Genomic DNA, 17,863 nt, shown 5'->3' on the forward strand with positions numbered 1-17,863 from the left:
GACCTTCAGTTAAAGCGCGTCGATCAGAAGCGGAAGGTGGACCAGATTGGCGCGTGATCCGACGGCTTTTCCATGCTGCGGATACCATAATCAATGCCGCTCTCTACGCAGTGGGCCGCCAGGTTTTTACTCGCCAGAACCAGATCAATGCGTAAACCGCGGTTATCATCGAAACCCTTTGAGCGGTAGTCGAACCACGAAAAACGATCGGCGGTTTCAGGATTATGTTCACGCCAGGTGTCCACCAGTCCCCAGCCCAGCAGCCGATCCATCCACTCACGCTCTTCCGGCAGGAATGAACATTTGCCGGTACGCAGCCAGCGCTTGCGGCTCTCTTCACCAATCCCAATATCCAGATCGGTGCTGCTGATATTCATGTCGCCCATGATCAGCACCGGTTTGTCGGCGGGCAGATCGTCGGTCAGAAAACGTTGCAGATCGCGATAAAATTTCTCTTTGGCCGGAAACTTGGTCGGATGGTCACGGCTTTCGCCCTGCGGAAAATAGCCGTTAATCACCGTGATGTCGCCAATCGGGCTGGGGATTTCGGCCATAATCAGGCGGCGTTGTGCATCGTCATCATCACCGGGAAAGCCACGGCGTACTGCTACCGGCTGTACCTTCGTCAGTAGCGCAACGCCGTAATGGCCTTTCTGACCATGATAAAAGACGTTGTAACCGAGCTTCGCCACGTCTTCCAGCGGGAACATGTCGTCATGGACTTTGGTTTCCTGCAGGCCGATGACGTCCGGACTATGTTGTTCGACCAGTGCCTGGAGCTGATGCGGACGGGCACGCAACCCATTGATGTTAAATGAAACAAATTTCATGGAATCGACCATTGTTCAGCGAGTAATAGGCTGGGATGGTAGCGATTTTTGCTGAAAAAGTCATGACCGAAGCGTGGAAGATGATACGAGAGGGCAGGGACAGACCAACAGAGTAGGGGGAGATAAGCAGTAACAGCAGGTTAAAACAGGAGAGGGCGGCGGGAGAAGGATTATTCGGCGCGTTGCGCCTCACCCTTCGGGCCGCGCTGAAGCGCGTTGTCTCGCAAAGCTCGACCCGAACCTTAATCGAAGGTTCTCATCCCTCTCCCCGCAGAACAGGAAGCCTGGATATTAGTTTGGGATTGTGTGCGATATGCAAGATGGTGGTGGGAGAAGGATTCGAACCTTCGAAGTCTGTGACGGCAGATTTACAGTCTGCTCCCTTTGGCCGCTCGGGAATCCCACCAGGGATTACGGTATGCTGGCAAAAAGACGATTCAGATGGTGGTGGGAGAAGGATTCGAACCTTCGAAGTCTGTGACGGCAGATTTACAGTCTGCTCCCTTTGGCCGCTCGGGAATCCCACCATGGCCTGAATCTTTATGTCTTAAAGCGGGGCGCATCATACCAAATGCGATAAGGGTGTAAAGCGCCCATCGGCAAAACAGCATCTGTTTGCCCACTTTTTGCCCGTAGCGCTGAATCCTCAGGCAATTCAGCCACTGGCGTGATTAAAGAATAATCGTTCGGTTACCGTAAACAAACACGCGCTGGCCCAGCACTTTGTACAGTGCGCGGCTTAACACGTTCTTTTCAACGTCACGACCGGCACGCATCATCTCTTCAGCGGTGTAGCTGTGATCGACATTGATGACGTCCTGCATAATGATTGGACCTTCGTCGAGGTTGTCGTTTACGTAGTGCGCAGTTGCGCCGATAATTTTCACGCCGCGTTCATACGCCTGATGATAAGGACGGGCGCCAATAAAGGCTGGCAGGAACGAGTGGTGGATATTGATGATCTGGTTAGGGTAGCGCTGCACGAACGCCGGGGTCAGCACGCGCATATATTTCGCCAGCACCACATAGTCAGGCTGGTAACGATCGATCTCTTCAACCATCCGGCTATCGTGTTCTTCGCGCGTCAGGCCTTCATGGCTGACCAGCACGAAAGGAATATCGAAACGCTCAACCAGCGAACGCAGCGTGTCATGGTTGCCGATCACCGCGGCAATTTCCATATCCAGACCGCCAAAGGCGCTCTTCATCAGCAGATCGCCGAGGCAGTGTGCCTCTTTGGTCACCAGGATAACCACGCGGCGGCGGCCGGCGCTGTGCAGTTCACGGACTGAACCCTGAGGCAGGGCGCTATCGAGATCTGCAAGCAGGGTGTTGTCGTTAAAGATCCCTTCCAGCTCTGTGCGCATAAAAAAACGCCCGGTGCGATGATCAACAAACTCATTGTTTTGCACAATATTCAGCTCGTGCTTGTAGCAAATATTGGTGATTTTGGCGATCAGACCTTTTGCATCGGGACAAATGGTACGTAAAACTTTTCTTTGCATGGTTTGCGCTTGCATCTCAATCAGAGTCCTGTCAAAGCATTAGGGGTAGAACCGTTGCGGTTGCCTTTGGCTTAGCCACAACATTTTTTGTATTTTTTGTCGGAGCCGCAGGGGCACCGATCGTTACGGCCAATCTGGGGCGCCGTTCCGTCGACATAGTACCAGCGTTGATCCTCACGAAGAAAGCGTGAACACTCATGAATGGCCTGAATGGTCATTTTCTCGCGGTATCGCGCAAAAAAGGTGACGAAAGCTTCATTCTCATGGCTTCCATGATTACAACGAGTTACATTCAGGCTTAGCCATTCAGTGCCCTGAAAACTTTCAGATAAAAGCCCTGCCAGCGCGGGCTGACGTTTGGCAGGATGCCAGGTAGAAACCAGATAATCTGCGTTCTGCTGAACATAGGCGCAATAACGTGAACGCATAAGTTGTTCAGCTGTAACAGGAATTTGGGTACCCTTAAGAAAGGGCTCGCAACATACGCTATACTGCTCTCCGCTACAACATGGGCAGATGTCTGACACGTGATCTCCTGAAGGTGATGAGTCGATATAAACCAGCGCGCTATGTTAGCTGACCCTACGTTGTGACGCTATGTATTGACGGCAGGACCAGACACAGATGAGAAAGGTAAAAATTGGATTGGCTCTGGGTTCTGGAGCGGCCAAAGGATGGGCGCATATCGGCGTAATTAAGGCGCTTGAGCACGCCGGAATTGAAGTCGATGTGGTGGCGGGATGTTCAGTCGGCGCGCTGGTCGGCTCGGCCTATGTTAATAACCGCCTGCCGCTGATGGAAAAGTGGGTCAGCGCGTTTCGTTACTGGGATGTGATTCGCCTGATGGATGTTTCGTGGCAGCGCGGGGGGTTATTGCGCGGCGAGCGGGTATTCAATCACGTCCGGCAGTTAATCCCCAATGACACCATTGAGACCTGCGGTAAACCCTTTGGCGTGGTCGCGACCAACCTCAGTACCGGCCGTGAACTGTGGCTGACCGAGGGCGATTTGCATCAGGCGGTGCGGGCATCCTGCAGTATGCCAGGTTTATTACCGCCCGTGGGCTACAATGGGTATTGGCTGGTGGATGGTGCCGTGGTCAATCCGGTGCCGATTTCATTAACGCGTGCCCTGGGCGCTGACATTGTTATCGCCGTAGACCTGCAGCACGACGCACATCTGATGCAGCAGGACCTGTTTTCCGTGACACCCCAGAACAGTGAAGAAGAAGCCGCCGCGGTGGCATTGAGCTGGAGCGGGAAGCTGCGACAGCGACTGGTGAATTTTAGCCAGCGTCGTGCGTCCCAGACACCGGGAGCGATGGAGATCATGACCACCTCTATCCAGGTGCTGGAAAATCGCCTGAAGCGAAATCGTATGGCAGGCGATCCGCCCGATGTCCTGATTCAGCCCGTTTGTCCGCAAATTTCGACGCTGGACTTTCACCGCGCTGAAGAGGCTATCGAGGCAGGCAAGGCCGCCGTTGAGAAGAAAATGGATGAACTGTTACCACTGGTCCGTGGCAGATAATCAGGTTGTTCATTCACAGATGTTACTTCGGGCAATTCTGAAAGGCGCAACTGCGTTTTATGAACCACTATTGAAATATCTGGTACGCAGGGGGAAAGAATGGAAAAACCACTAATCGGCAAAAAGATACTCATTGTCGAAGATGAGGCTGTTTTCCGTTCGTTGCTGGACCAATTTTTGTTATCGATGGGTGCTGTGACGTTACAAGCGGAAGATGGTCTGGAAGCAATTGCACAATTACAACAGCATACTGTCGACCTGATAATTTGCGATCTGGAGATGCCGCGCATGAGCGGTATCCAGTTCGTTGAACATATTCGTACCCGTGGCAATGCGGTGCCGATTTTGATCATCTCGGCAACCGAAAACATGTCGGATATCGCCCACGTGCTGCGCCTCGGGGTGCAGGATGTGCTGCTGAAACCGCTGAAGAACTTTGAGCGCTTCCGTGAAGCGGTCTATGAGTGTCTCTATCCCTCAATGTTCACCTCTAAAGTGGAGGAGGATGAACAGCTGTTCCAGGACTGGGATGCGCTGGTGCGCGATCCGAAAGCGGCCGCCAAGTTGCTTAAGCAGCTTCAGCCGCCAGTGCAACAAACCATCGCCAACTGTCGGGTCAACTACCGCCAGCTCACCATGGCCGAGCAGCCTGGCCTGGTTCTGGATATTGCAGCCCTCTCAGATAAAGACCTGGCTTTCTACTGTCTGGACGTCACCCGGGCGGGCGACAACGGAGTACTGGCCGCGTTGCTGCTGCGTGCGCTGTTCAACGGCTTGCTGCAGGAGCAGTTGTCGGGACAGAAACAGCGCCTGCCGGAACTCAATGGCCTGCTCAGACAGGTCAATTTGCTGTTACGGCAGGCCAACCTGAGCGGTCAGTTCCCGTTACTGGTTGGTTATTATCACCGCGGTTTAAAAAATCTCATCCTGGTTTCAGCCGGTTTAAACGCCACGCTTCACGTTCATGCCAATCAGATTCAACTCAGCAACGGCGTGCCTCTGGGCACCATGGGAAGCACCCATCTTAATCAGATCAGTCAGCGTGCCGAAAACTGGCAATGCCACGTCTGGGGCGCAGGCGGACGCATTCGTCTGATGCTATCGGCTGAAGAATAAACAGCAAAAATTAATTTGATCTGGCGCTGGAGACAGGGCCAGAAGTTAGCTTTACACTTGGGTAATAGTCTTAATTTCGACGGTTTCAGTTCTTCCAGGATAAATCCGTTCGATACTAACTGATATACTCATTTCCGAATTTAAACCGACATATCAAGTATTAACTTGAACGGCCTATAAGAGAGGTATCTTAATGTCTGCCTATAAGTCCAAAGTAAAAAAAGCGGTAATCCCGGTAGCGGGTCTGGGTACGCGCATGCTCCCAGCCACTAAAGCGATTCCGAAAGAGATGTTACCGCTGGTTGATAAGCCGTTAATCCAGTATGTCGTTAACGAGTGTATTGCTGCCGGCATCAACGAAATTGTGCTGGTGACTCACTCTTCTAAAAACGCCATCGAAAACCACTTCGATACCAGCTTCGAACTGGAATCTATGCTGGAAAAACGTGTTAAGCGTCAGCTGCTGGATGAAATCCAGTCAATCTGCCCGCCACACGTCACCATCATGCAGGTTCGTCAGGGCATCGCTAAAGGCCTGGGCCACGCGGTTATGTGTGCACATCCATTAGTGGGTGATGAGCCAGTTGCCGTGATCCTGCCAGACGTGATCATCGACGAATACGAATCTAACCCAACCAAAGATAACCTGGCAGAAATGCTGAGCCGTTACGAAGAGTCTGGCCGCAGCCAGATCATGGTTGAGCCGGTTGCTGATGTGACTGCGTACGGTGTTGTAGATTGCCAGGGCGCAGAACTGAACCCAGGCGACAGCGCACCAATGGTTGGTGTGGTTGAGAAGCCAAAAGCGGCAGAAGCGCCATCTAACCTGGCCGTTGTTGGTCGTTATGTTCTTTCTGCTGATATCTGGCCACTGCTGGCGAAAACGCCTCCAGGTGCAGGCGGCGAAGTTCAGTTAACTGACTCTATCGCTATGCTGATGGAAAAAGAGACCGTTGAAGCTTATCACCTGAAAGGTGTGAGCCATGACTGCGGTAACAAACTGGGCTACATGCAGGCTTTCGTTGAGTACGGTGTTCGTCATCCGGTATTGGGCAAAGATTTTTCTGAATGGCTCGATGGCGCAGTTGGCAACAAAAAGTAATTCATAAACACAGGATAACTCGATGAAAGTCACTGTATTTGGTATCGGCTATGTCGGTCTGGTTCAGGCTGCGGTGTTGGCCGAAGTCGGACATGACGTTCTCTGCATTGATGTCGACGAAAAGAAAGTCGAAAATCTGAAAAAAGGCATCATTCCTATTTTCGAACCAGGTTTAACGCCGCTGGTAATGTCTAATTACGAAGCGGGTCGTCTGAAGTTCAGCACCGATGCTGAGCTGGGCGTAAACCATGGTGTTATGCAGTTTATTGCAGTCGGTACCCCCCCGGATGAAGACGGCTCTGCCGATCTGAAATATGTGACCGCTGTAGCGCGCACCATTGCGCAATACATGAACGATCACAAAGTGGTTATCGACAAATCAACCGTTCCGGTTGGCACAGCAGACAAAGTGCGTGCAGTGATGACGGAAGCGCTTAAAGCGCGTGACGCTAACATCACTTTCGATGTGGTCTCTAACCCTGAATTCCTCAAGGAAGGCGCGGCGGTTAACGACTGCATGCGTCCAGAGCGCATCGTTGTCGGCACCGATAACGACGAAGTGGTTGAACTGTTACGCGAGCTCTATGAGCCGTTTAACCGTAACCACGATCGTATGATCATGATGGATATCCGCAGCGCAGAGCTGACCAAGTATGCCGCAAACTGCATGCTGGCGACCAAAATCAGCTTTATGAACGAGATCTCCAATCTGGCTGAGCGCTTAGGCGCGGATATTGAAAAAGTACGCCAGGGTATCGGCTCCGATCCCCGCATTGGCTACCACTTCATCTATCCAGGCTGTGGCTATGGTGGTTCCTGCTTCCCGAAAGATGTGCAGGCGCTGATCCGTACCGCGGAGTCTATTGGCTATAAGCCTCGCCTGTTACAGGCAGTGGAAGATGTCAATGACAGCCAGAAGACCAAGCTGCCGACCTTCATTAAGCGTCATTTCGGCGACGATCTGAGCGGTAAGACCTTTGCCCTTTGGGGTCTGTCATTCAAGCCGAATACCGACGATATGCGTGAAGCCTCCAGCCGCGTGCTGATGGAAACGTTGTGGGAAGCCGGTGCTACTGTCCAGGCGTTTGACCCTGAAGCGATGGATGAAGCGCAGCGCATCTATGGTCACCGCAGCGATCTCAAGCTGATGGGAACCAAAGAGGCGGCACTGCAGGGCGCTGATGGCCTGGTCATTTGTACGGAATGGCAAAACTTCCGTGCACCTGACTTTGACGTCATCAAAAATGCACTGAAAGAACCCGTGATTTTTGATGGTCGTAACCTGTATGATCCAGAGCGTACCAGCAAACGCGGATTCGTTTATTATGCAATCGGCCGCGGAGCGTCTATTCAAATTGCATAATTAACGAGGGATTTATGAACTTTCTGGTCACCGGCGCCGCAGGCTTTATTGGTTTTCATGTTAGCCAACGTCTGCTGGCCGCCGGTCACCAGGTTGTCGGTATCGACAACCTGAATGATTATTATGACGTAAATCTTAAGCATGCCCGTCTGAACCTGATTAAACCCGATCCGGCTTTTACCTTTATTGAGATGGATCTGGCTGACCGTGACGCAATCGCGTCACTGTTTAAGCAACAGCAGTTCCAGCGCGTGATTCATTTAGGCGCCCAGGCGGGTGTTCGCTATTCAATAGAGAATCCCCACGCCTACGCCGACGCTAATCTGATTGGTCACCTCAACATTCTTGAGGGCTGCCGTCATCATAAAATCGAACATCTGCTTTATGCATCTTCCAGTTCGGTTTATGGCCTGAATCGTAAAATGCCTTTCTCCACCGAAGATAGCGTTGACCATCCGGTTTCGTTATATGCGGCGACCAAGAAAGCTAACGAGTTAATGTCACATACTTACTCGCATCTTTACCAGCTGCCGACCACCGGACTGCGGTTCTTTACCGTTTATGGTCCGTGGGGCCGGCCGGATATGGCATTATTCAAATTCACCCGTGCGATGATTGCAGGTGAAGCGATTGATGTTTATAACCAGGGCCAGATGAAACGCGACTTCACCTATATTGATGACATTGCGGAAGCGATTGTTCGTTTGCAGGATGTTATTCCGCAGGCGGATGAAAACTGGACGGTAGAGGCGGGATCGCCAGCCACCAGTTCTGCGCCTTATCGGATTTATAATATTGGTAACAGTCAGCCGGTCACGCTGATCAACTATATCGAAGCCATCGAGAAAGCACTGGGTATTACGGCGGTTAAGAATCTGATGCCAATGCAACCGGGTGACGTGCTGGAAACCAGCGCTGACACCGAAGCCCTGTTTAAGGCGATCGGTTTTAAACCGCAAACCAGTGTGGAAGAGGGCGTTAAGCGCTTTGTTGACTGGTATCGGGACTTCTATCAGGTCTGATTAATAAAATAAAAAAGGAAGCGCAGGCTTCCTTTTTTTTGTTATCTCTAAGGGCAATCAGTATTCAGTAGCGAAACCCGACCCGTTATCAGAGTAGAAAGTCGTCTAACTGCTTACCTTGCTCTTCCAGTGCTTTTTTAATCACTGCCGGTGTGCGACCCTGACCAGTCCAGGTTCTGGTTTCGCCTTTTTCATCGACATACTTATATTTTGCCGGACGAACTGAACGGTTACCTTTCCCGGCGACTTTGGTGTCTGACAGGGAGCTCAGCAATTCATTCGGATCGATGCCGTCCGCCAGCAGCATTTCACGATACTGTTCCAGTTTACGTGCACGCTCGGCATTCTCTGCCTGGGTCAGTGACTCCTCTTCGCGGCGTTCTTTTACCACCACTTCAAGTTTTTCCAGCATCTCTTCCAGCGAGTCAATCGGATACTCTCTGGCCTGAGCACGCAGCGTACGGATATTATTAAGAACTTTTAGTGCTTCGCTCATTGTCCTGGTCTCTGAATAATAAAAAAGTTGTTTTGCCCGACAATAGTAGAGGTGGTAATAAATAACTTCAACACAAATTAATATTAAAGCGCGACGGCAAAATAAAAGAGAGTAAAAATCATTCTTCAGAAAGATTTACTTTTTCGCCGTTTAAGGGCTATTTTTATGTCAGCTTTAAAAGACGTAAATTTAATACATTAATTACAGCAGTGAAAAAGGCAGGATGTTGTTGGGGGTAATATCCCGGCTACCCGCTCAGGCAGGCAAAGGATCGGCCTGAATTTTAGCTCACCCAGAGCGGCCCATGGCGATCATTATTCCGCGGCTACCCGCTCAGTTTTAGCAGCGCTTTGTGCTAATATGCGCGCCATTCCGTTAAGTCCTGATGAAGAACCCGCTGCTATGGCCCAACTCTATTTTTACTACTCTGCGATGAATGCGGGTAAATCCACCGCCTTACTGCAGTCCTCCTATAACTACCAGGAACGGGGAATGCGAACCCTGGTCTACACCGCTGAAATTGACGATCGCTTTGGCGCAGGCACCGTCAGCTCGCGTATTGGCCTCTCTTCGCCCGCCTTACTGTATAACGCTGAGACTGCGCTTTACCGCGATATCGCCGCAGAGCACGCGGCTCAGCCGATTCACTGCGTGCTGGTCGATGAGAGTCAGTTCCTGACCCGTGAGCAGGTGAAGGCCCTGTCAGACGTGGTGGACAATCTTGATATCCCGGTGCTTTGCTATGGCCTGAGAACCGACTTCCGTGGTGAGCTGTTTACCGGCAGTCAGTATCTGCTGGCGTGGGCTGACAAGCTGGTAGAGCTGAAGACCATCTGCCACTGTGGCCGCAAAGCCAGTATGGTGCTGCGTCTCGACAGCGAGGGAAAACCGTTCAGTGAAGGTGAGCAGGTGGTGATCGGTGGCAATGAACGCTATATCTCCGTGTGCCGCAAGCATTACAAGCAGGCAATAGAGCAGGGATCGCTGCAGGCGATTTACGGCGCGCAAACGCCGCTGAACTGACAGTGCTGTAACAGAAATAAAAAAACCCGCCGAGGCGGGTTTTTTGTTTGTCAGCCGATTAGACGTTTTTCGCTTTCTTCTCGACCTTAACACCTTTTACCGGTTGTTCAGCCACGGCTTCAGCGACGCTGGAGAAGGGTTCAACAAATTCGCGGCCATAGTAGGTGTCCAGCATGATTTGTTTCAGCTCAGCAATCAGCGGATAACGTGGGTTAGCGCCGGTACACTGGTCATCAAATGCATCATCTGCCAGCTTATCGACTTTCGCCAGGAAGTCAGCTTCTGCCACACCCGCTTCGCGGATAGAGGTTGGGATACCCAGTTGAGTTTTAATCTCTTCCAGCCACGCCAGCAGTTTTTCAATTTTCTGCGCGGTGCGGTCGCCCGGCGCCGTCAGGCCTAAGTGGTCTGCGACTTCTGCGTAGCGACGACGTGCCTGTGGACGGTCATACTGGCTGAACGCGGTCTGTTTAGTCGGGTTGTCGTTCGCGTTATAACGAATGACGTTGGCGATTAACAGTGAGTTAGCCAGGCCGTGTGGGATATGGAATTCCGAACCCAGTTTGTGCGCCATTGAGTGACAAACCCCAAGGAAGGCGTTGGCAAAGGCGATACCGGCGATGGTTGCCGCATTGTGCACGCGTTCACGCGCCACCGGATTTTTCGCACCTTCCGCGTAGCTGGCTGGCAGGTTCTCTTTCAGCAGTTTAAGTGCCTGCAGCGCCTGACCGTCAGAGTATTCGTTAGCCAGCACTGACACATAAGCTTCCAGCGCATGGGTCACCGCATCCAGGCCGCCAAAGGCGCACAGGGAGCGCGGCATATCCATCACCAGGTTAGCATCGACAATCGCCATATCCGGGGTTAACGCATAGTCTGCCAGTGGGTATTTCTGGCCGGTGGCATCGTCAGTAACCACCGCAAACGGCGTCACTTCTGAACCGGTACCGGAAGTGGTGGTGATTGCCACCATGCGAGCTTTGACGCCCATTTTCGGGAATTTGTAGATACGTTTACGGATATCCATAAAGCGTAACGCCAGCTCTTCAAAATGGGTTTCAGGATGTTCGTACATCACCCACATGATTTTCGCGGCATCCATCGGTGAACCACCGCCGAGGGCGATAATCACGTCAGGTTTGAAGCTGTTCATCTGCTCAGCGCCTTTACGCACGATGCTCAGCGTAGGGTCAGCTTCAACTTCAAAGAACACCTCTGTTTCAACGCCGTGTGCTTTCAGCACGCGGGTCACCTGGTCAGCATAACCGTTGTTAAACAGGAAGCGGTCAGTGACGATGAACGCACGTTTGGCGCCATCCGAAGCCACTTCTTCCAGTGCAATTGGCAGAGAACCGCGACGGAAGTAGATGGATTTAGGAAGTTTATGCCACAACATATTTTCAGCTCGCTTGGCGACAGTTTTGGTATTGATCAGGTGTTTCGGGCCAACGTTTTCAGAGATGGAGTTACCCCCCCATGAACCACAACCCAGCGTCAGAGAAGGCGCCAGTTTAAAGTTGTAGAGGTCACCGATACCGCCCTGTGAAGCCGGGGTATTGATCAGAATACGCGCGGTTTTCATTTTGTCGCCGAAGTAGTGAACGCGCTCGGTCTGGTTATCCTGGTCGGTATACAGGCAGGAGGTGTGTCCGATACCGCCCATCGCCACCAGTTTTTCCGCTTTATCGACGGCATCCTGGAAATCTTTTGCCCGATACATCGCGAGAGTCGGGGAGAGTTTTTCGTGAGCGAACGGCTCAGACTCATCCACCAGCTGCACTTCACCAATCAGAATTTTGGTGCTCGGAGGAACGGTGATGCCCGCCATCTCAGCAATTTTAAACGCTGGCTGACCAACAATCGCCGCATTCAGGCCACCATTTTTCAGAATGATATTCTGTACCGCGTTCAGCTCAGCGCCCTGCAGCATATAACCGCCATGGCTGGCAAAGCGTTCGCGCACTGCGTCATAAGCAGAATCCACCACAATCACTGACTGCTCAGAGGCACAAATCACGCCGTTATCGAAGGTTTTTGACATCAGGATAGACGCTACGGCGCGTTTAACGTCAGCCGTTTCATCAATCACTACCGGCGTATTACCGGCACCCACACCGATAGCAGGTTTACCTGAGCTGTAAGCGGCTTTCACCATGCCTGGTCCGCCGGTTGCCAGAATCAGGTTGATGTCAGGGTGATGCATTAACTGGTTAGACAGCTCAACCGAAGGCGCGTCAATCCAGCCGATAATATCTTTCGGCGCACCGGCTGCAATCGCTGCCTGCAGCACGATATCTGCCGCTTTGTTGGTGGCGTCTTTAGCACGTGGGTGTGGAGAGAAGATAATTCCGTTACGGGTTTTAAGACTGATCAGAGCTTTGAAGATGGCGGTAGAGGTTGGGTTGGTGGTCGGCACGATGCCGCAAATCAGGCCAATCGGTTCAGCGATAGTGATAGTACCGAAGGTGTCGTCGGTTGCCAGCACACCGCAGGTCTTTTCATCTTTGTAAGCGTTGTAGATATATTCAGAAGCAAAATGATTTTTGATCACTTTATCTTCGACGATGCCCATGCCGGATTCAGCAACGGCCATCTTAGCGAGAGGAATTCGGGCATCTGCGGCGGCAAGCGCGGCAGCACGGAAAATAGCGTCAACCTGTTGTTGGGAAAAGTTGGCGTATTCACGCTGGGCTTTTTTTACACGTTCGACCAGTGCATTAAGTTCAGCGACATTAGTAACGGCCATGGTGTTCTCCTGAAGGAAGTTAAACTTTTTTAGTAAACAATCCTGCGTCCTGAGTATAGTCCCGCCTGGCTGGCGCGTTGGATTGGGCCAGAACGCCCGGATTTTCAAATGTTTACTAAACTAGTCTGTTCTGGCATCAGCGTTATGTACCCTGATGCTGCTAATACTTCCGTTGCGAAAAGATTACCTGGTTTGAGGTAGGGCAATTTTGATACAGATCAATTTGAACGCAAGCTGACTCCTTTCAGCCGCACTTTTCGGCACCCGCTTGTCGAAACCGCTTACGCCTCTTAAGGCCAGGCTCATAGCGGCTAAAACCAGCTGCATTTTAATGTCTGGCGAAATGCGCTAAATCGGGCGCTGATCGGCAGAATAAATAGCTGTCCGCGCATCTGGCGTCAGGGCGCTTTTTCCCTTACATTAGGCGCGTTTTCCTCCCCTGTGGTACGGAGTCTGTCGTGAACCCTGCGCTGTTAGATTTATCAGGTTATATAAAATTTTTTGTCGGGCTTTTTGCGCTGGTCAATCCGGTAGGCATTATTCCGGTGTTTATCAGCATGACCCGCTATCAGGGGGCTGCTGAGCGTAATAAAACCAACCTGACGGCCAACCTCGCGGTCGCCATCATTCTGTGGACCTCACTGTTTCTCGGTGATGCGATTCTGCATATTTTCGGTATCTCTATCGACTCCTTCCGCATTGCCGGGGGAATTCTGGTAGTGACCATCGCCATGTCGATGATCAGCGGTAAGCTGGGCGAAGATAAGCAGAACAAACAGGAAAAATCAGAGACCGCGATTCGTGAAAGTGTCGGGGTGGTACCGCTGGCACTGCCGCTGATGGCCGGACCCGGTGCCATCAGTTCGACCATTGTCTGGAGCACGCGCTATCACAGCTGGGTCAATCTGCTGGGATTCAGCCTGGCGATTGCGCTTTTTGCCTTCTGCTGCTGGCTGTTGTTTCGGGCTGCACCTTTAATGGTGCGGGTGTTAGGCCAGACCGGTATTAACGTGATCACCCGTATTATGGGGCTGTTGCTGATGGCGCTGGGCATTGAGTTCGTGGTGACCGGAATGAAATCTATTTTCCCCGGTTTACTCAATTAAATTCCCCACTTAATTCAGGGGTCGAAGCGAAGTCGTGAATCATTATGGTGCAAAGCCCGAAAAACCTGCACCATAAACATGCAATTATTCATCCCGCTTAATAGATTCAGCAGATTATCACTTTCATTACTGCTGGCCGGAATTTGCCGCTTGTTGGCCGCAGCAATGTCACAATTTTCACATGATAATCTGCTTTCTAATTCTCGCTTAGCCTGACAAATCGCGCCTCTGCTCCCAGCCGGCGCGCATTCATCGCGTCTGATGGCGTATCCCCGGTATAATTGCCAAAAAAGCGTTTTTATCCCTTCGGCAGAGCTGCAGAAAGTCTGTTTTTATCTAAAATCTCTATTTTTCATATCGATAAGATATTTTCAGGACAAAAATTAACACTTCCGCTGCCTGACTTCTCATGATAAAAGAGAATTAGTTAACATTTTAGCTATTTTGCTTTGGCACCCTTCCGCTGCTTCTGATAATTTTTGGCGCAACGTAAAATTTTTTCTCCGACAGCCCAAAGTGAGAACGCTTTTTGCTTAAGCCTATCGGGATACTTAATAAAAGGTTGGCGCTTTCGCATGACTGGGATGAAAAACTTGCAGCAACAACGGTGTAAAATTGCGTTATGTCTGTTAATCGCTTTTTCACCGGCCTATGGTGCCACGGTGCCAGCCGGGACGACGCTGGCGCCGCAGCAGCAAATTGTTATTAATAACGGCTCAGAGGTGGCGTCGCTCGACCCACATAAAGTCGAAGGCGTGCCAGAATCGAATATTATTCTTAATCTGCTTGATGGGCTGGTTAACACCGATAACAGCGGCAGGGTGGTGCCTGGCGTGGCGGAGAGCTGGCAAAACCAGCAAGGGACTCAGTGGACCTTTACCCTGCGGAATGACGCAAAATGGAGCAACGGCGAACCGGTAACCGCCGATGATTTCGTCTATAGCTGGCGTCGACTGGCCGATCCCACGACGGCTTCTCCTTATTCCAGCTATCTGCAGGCGGCGCATTTCGCCAACATTGATGCCATTCTGGCCGGTAAAATGTCACCCGATCAGCTCGGTGTGAAGGCGCTGGATGCCCATCATCTGCAAATTACCCTGAGTGAACCGGTGCCTTATCTGGTCGCCATGCTGGCGCATACCGCGATGAAGCCGGTCTATGCCCCGGCGATCAAGCAGTGGGGCGAGGCCTGGACCCGGCCGGGTCACTATGTGGGCAACGGCGCGTATACGCTGAGCGACTGGGTGGTCAATGAAAAAATCGTACTGCAGCGCAATCCACACTACTGGGATAACAGCCATACGGTGATTGAGCAGGGCACTTTCCTGCCGATCGCCTCGGAAAACAGCGATATTAATCGCTATCGCAGCGGCGGTACGGACATTACCAACAGCGCAATCCCGCCAGAAATGTTCGGCAAACTGCGTCAGGAGTTGGGCGAGCAGGTCAAAGTCAGTCCGCTGCTTTGCACTTTCTATTATGAAATTAATAATAAAAAGCCGCCATTTACCGATGCGCGCGTTCGTGCTGCGATCAAGATGACCCTCGACCGTGAAGTCATTGCTAACAAGATCATGGGGCAGGGTCAGATTCCGGCCTACAGCCTGACGCCACCGTTTACCGCCGGGATCAATTTAACCCCACCGGCGTGGTTCAGACAGACACAGGCGCAGCGCAATCAGGCGGCGAAAAAGTTACTGGCAGAGGCCGGGTTTGATGACAGCCATCCGCTGACCTTCACGCTGCTCTACAACACCTCCGATCAGAATAAACGCCAGGCGATCGCTGCTGCCTCAATGTGGCAGAAAAACCTTGGCGCGAAGGTGACGTTACAGAATCAGGAGTGGAAAACTCTGCTGGAGACCCGTCATCAGGCGCAGTATGACGTGGTTCGCGCCACCTGGTGCGCGGATTACAACGAGCCGTCGACCTTTCTCAACATGCTGATCGGTAACGCCTCAATCAATACCGCCTTTTACCGCAGCCCGACGTTTGATCGCCTGATGTCGGAGACCCTGACCGCCAGCAGTGAAGCACAACGCGCCAGCCTCTATCAGCAGGCTGAAACACAACTCGACAAAGACTCACCAATTGTGCCAGTTTACTACCGCGTGAGTGTGCGCCTGGTGAAGCCCTGGGTTGGCGGCTTTACGGGCAAAGACCCGCAGGACATGACAGACCTGAAATACTATTTCATCAAACAACACTGAGCCGCGCGCTTACCTGGCGAGACAGTCGGGGAGCGCGCGTCCGTGCAGACCACAGTATGTGGTCACTATCCTCAGGTTAACCAGCCGGGGATCCCGAGACGGGGGACGCCGGGGCAGTCAATCGCCCCGGCGACGATAATAAAACTGGAGTGTAATAATGAACAACATCACGAAGAAAAGCCTGATTGCAGCGGGCGTGTTTGCTGCAGTCAGTGCCCTGGCAGGGAATGCAGTTCTGGCGGCTACAGTGCCAGCTGGCGTTGAGCTGGCAGCAAAACAGGAACTGGTACGCGGTAATGGCGATGAAGTACAGTCGCTCGATCCGCACAAAATTGAAGGCGTGCCGGAAGATAACGTGGCGCGCGATCTCTACGAAGGTCTGCTGGTCAGTGACAGCAATGGCCACCCGGTGCCGGGCGTAGCGGAAAGTTACGAAAACAAAGATTTCAAAGTGTGGACTTTCCACTTACGTAAGAATGCCAAATGGTCGAACGGCGAGCCGGTCACCGCACAGGACTTCGTCTACAGCTGGCAGCGTCTGGTGGATCCGAAAACCGCTTCACCTTACGCCAGCTATCCGCAGTATGGCCATATCCTGAATGTTGATGAGATCATCGCGGGCAAAAGACCGACCAGCGATCTGGGCGTGAAGGCGATTGATGACCATACGCTGGAAGTGACGCTGAGCGAGCCGGTTCCTTATTTCGACAAGCTGATGATCAACTCCGTGATGTCGCCGGTATATAAGCCTGCGATTGAGAAGTTCGGCGATCAGTGGACTCAGCCACAGAACTGGGTCGGTAACGGCGCGTTTAAACTGGATGCGCACGTGATCAACGAACGTATCACGCTGGTGCGTAACCCGCAGTACTGGGATAACGCCAACACCATCCTGAACAAAGTGACCTTCCTGCCGATCAATTCAGAAGTCAGTGACGTTAACCGTTATTTCTCTGAGAACGGCAGCGACATGACCTACAACAACATGCCGATTGAGCTGTTCAAAAAGCTGCAGCGCGATAACGGCAAAGAACTGCACGTTGATCCCTATCTCTGCACCTATTACTACGAAATCAATAACCAGAAAGCGCCATTCACCGATCCCCGCGTGCGCGCCGCGCTGAAGCTCGGCCTGGATCGCGACATTATGGTAAACAAAGTGCTGGCCCAGGGTCAGATGCCAGCCTACAGCTTCACGCCGCCATCAACCGACGGTATGGAGATTCTGCCGCCAGACTGGTTCAAATGGACGCAGGAAAAACGTAATGAAGAGGCGAAGAAATTGCTGGCTGAAGCCGGTTATACCGCCGATAAACCGCTGACTTTTAACCTGCTGTATAACACTTCCGACCTGCACAAGAAGCTGGCTATTGCCGCCTCATCGATCTGGAAGAAAAATATCGGGGTGAACATCAAGCTGGAAAACCAGGAGTGGAAAACCTTCCTTGATACGCGTCATCAGGGCAACTTCGACGTTTCGCGTGCCGCCTGGTGTGCTGACTATAACGAACCGACGTCTTTCCTGAACATCATGCTGTCGAACAGCAGCAGTAACACCTCGCACTATAAGAGCGAGGCATTCGATCAGGTACTGCGTGATGCAATCAAAGCGCCGGATGACAAAGCCCGTGCCGCCGACTACCAGCGTGCCGAGCAGATTCTGGATAAAGACAGCACCATCGTTCCGGTCTACTACTACGTTAACGCGCGTCTGGTGAAACCGTACGTCGGCGGTTACACCGGCAAAGATCCGCTGGATAAATCGCAGGATAAGAACTTCTACATCATTAAACACTAATAGCACACAGGCTATC

Annotated in this window: 14 protein-coding genes, 2 tRNA genes and 1 other RNA gene; 9 read left to right on the forward strand and 8 right to left on the reverse strand. The window is 52.0% G+C overall.

Annotation, left to right across the window (positions count from 1 at the left end; all coding sequences use genetic code 11):
* Positions 1–23: 23 nt before the first annotated feature.
* The 6 genes from xthA to AABB92_RS04255 form a co-directional block, all read right to left on the reverse strand.
* The gene (xthA, locus tag AABB92_RS04230; RefSeq protein WP_046288284.1) at positions 24–830 is read right to left on the reverse strand and encodes an exodeoxyribonuclease III; all 807 of its coding nucleotides are present in this window, start codon (positions 828–830) and stop codon (positions 24–26) included.
* A 153-nt stretch (positions 831–983) separates the two neighbouring features.
* Positions 984–1,111, reverse strand: a non-coding RNA gene (locus AABB92_RS04235) — RtT sRNA.
* Positions 1,112–1,151: 40 nt separating this feature from the next.
* Positions 1,152–1,236: transfer RNA gene (locus AABB92_RS04240), tRNA-Tyr, on the reverse strand.
* Positions 1,237–1,272: 36 nt separating this feature from the next.
* A tRNA-Tyr gene (locus AABB92_RS04245) sits at positions 1,273–1,357 on the reverse strand.
* A 144-nt stretch (positions 1,358–1,501) separates the two neighbouring features.
* Complete coding sequence (purU, locus tag AABB92_RS04250) at positions 1,502–2,350, reverse strand: formyltetrahydrofolate deformylase (protein ID WP_031374594.1); 849 nt, start codon at positions 2,348–2,350, stop codon at positions 1,502–1,504.
* Positions 2,351–2,406: 56 nt separating this feature from the next.
* Entirely contained in the window at positions 2,407–2,862 is a 456-nt protein-coding gene (locus AABB92_RS04255) for a YchJ family protein (protein ID WP_031374593.1), read from the reverse strand.
* A gap of 97 nt (positions 2,863–2,959) precedes the next feature.
* Between AABB92_RS04255 and rssA the strand changes: the two genes are divergently transcribed.
* The 5 genes from rssA (at position 2,960) to AABB92_RS04280 (ending at position 8,468) form a co-directional block, all read left to right on the forward strand.
* Positions 2,960–3,865 carry a patatin-like phospholipase RssA gene (rssA, locus tag AABB92_RS04260; protein WP_031374592.1) on the forward strand — a complete coding sequence of 302 codons (906 nt, stop codon included), beginning with the start codon at positions 2,960–2,962 and terminating at the stop codon, positions 3,863–3,865.
* Between the two features lie 99 nt (positions 3,866–3,964).
* Complete coding sequence (gene rssB, locus AABB92_RS04265; protein WP_031374591.1) at positions 3,965–4,981, forward strand: two-component system response regulator RssB; 1,017 nt, start codon at positions 3,965–3,967, stop codon at positions 4,979–4,981.
* 193 nt (positions 4,982–5,174) lie between these two features.
* On the forward strand, positions 5,175–6,083 hold the full coding sequence (gene galU / locus AABB92_RS04270; RefSeq protein WP_031374590.1) for a UTP--glucose-1-phosphate uridylyltransferase GalU: 909 nt from the start codon (positions 5,175–5,177) through the stop codon (positions 6,081–6,083).
* Positions 6,084–6,105: 22 nt separating this feature from the next.
* Positions 6,106–7,446, forward strand: a complete 1,341-nt coding sequence (locus AABB92_RS04275; RefSeq protein WP_031374589.1) for a UDP-glucose dehydrogenase family protein — start codon at positions 6,106–6,108, stop codon at positions 7,444–7,446.
* Positions 7,447–7,460: 14 nt separating this feature from the next.
* Complete coding sequence (locus AABB92_RS04280) at positions 7,461–8,468, forward strand: NAD-dependent epimerase (RefSeq protein WP_031374588.1); 1,008 nt, start codon at positions 7,461–7,463, stop codon at positions 8,466–8,468.
* A gap of 88 nt (positions 8,469–8,556) precedes the next feature.
* Here AABB92_RS04280 and hns read toward each other — a convergent pair whose 3' ends face one another.
* Complete coding sequence (hns, locus tag AABB92_RS04285; RefSeq protein ID WP_031374587.1) at positions 8,557–8,964, reverse strand: histone-like nucleoid-structuring protein H-NS; 408 nt, start codon at positions 8,962–8,964, stop codon at positions 8,557–8,559.
* 402 nt (positions 8,965–9,366) lie between these two features.
* Here hns and tdk point away from each other — a divergent pair, with 402 nt between their 5' ends.
* A complete protein-coding gene (gene tdk, locus AABB92_RS04290) occupies positions 9,367–9,987 on the forward strand; it encodes a thymidine kinase (RefSeq protein WP_031374586.1) in 621 nt (206 codons plus the stop codon).
* Between the two features lie 58 nt (positions 9,988–10,045).
* Here the strand turns inward: tdk and adhE are convergent, their stop codons facing one another.
* Positions 10,046–12,733 (reverse strand): bifunctional acetaldehyde-CoA/alcohol dehydrogenase, encoded by a 2,688-nt coding sequence (gene adhE / locus AABB92_RS04295; RefSeq protein ID WP_031374585.1) that lies wholly within the window; start codon positions 12,731–12,733, stop codon positions 10,046–10,048.
* 458 nt (positions 12,734–13,191) lie between these two features.
* Here adhE and AABB92_RS04300 point away from each other — a divergent pair, with 458 nt between their 5' ends.
* The 3 genes from AABB92_RS04300 (at position 13,192) to oppA (ending at position 17,847) form a co-directional block, all read left to right on the forward strand.
* On the forward strand, positions 13,192–13,839 hold the full coding sequence (locus AABB92_RS04300; protein ID WP_031374584.1) for a YchE family NAAT transporter: 648 nt from the start codon (positions 13,192–13,194) through the stop codon (positions 13,837–13,839).
* 584 nt (positions 13,840–14,423) lie between these two features.
* On the forward strand, positions 14,424–16,049 hold the full coding sequence (locus AABB92_RS04305) for an ABC transporter substrate-binding protein (protein ID WP_031374583.1): 1,626 nt from the start codon (positions 14,424–14,426) through the stop codon (positions 16,047–16,049).
* A gap of 157 nt (positions 16,050–16,206) precedes the next feature.
* Positions 16,207–17,847 carry an oligopeptide ABC transporter substrate-binding protein OppA gene (oppA, locus tag AABB92_RS04310; RefSeq protein ID WP_031374582.1) on the forward strand — a complete coding sequence of 547 codons (1,641 nt, stop codon included), beginning with the start codon at positions 16,207–16,209 and terminating at the stop codon, positions 17,845–17,847.
* Positions 17,848–17,863: the final 16 nt, after the last annotated feature.

It is taken from the genome of Pantoea brenneri (genome assembly GCF_038594305.1).
In the GTDB taxonomy this organism is placed as follows: Bacteria; Pseudomonadota; Gammaproteobacteria; order Enterobacterales; family Enterobacteriaceae; genus Pantoea; species Pantoea brenneri.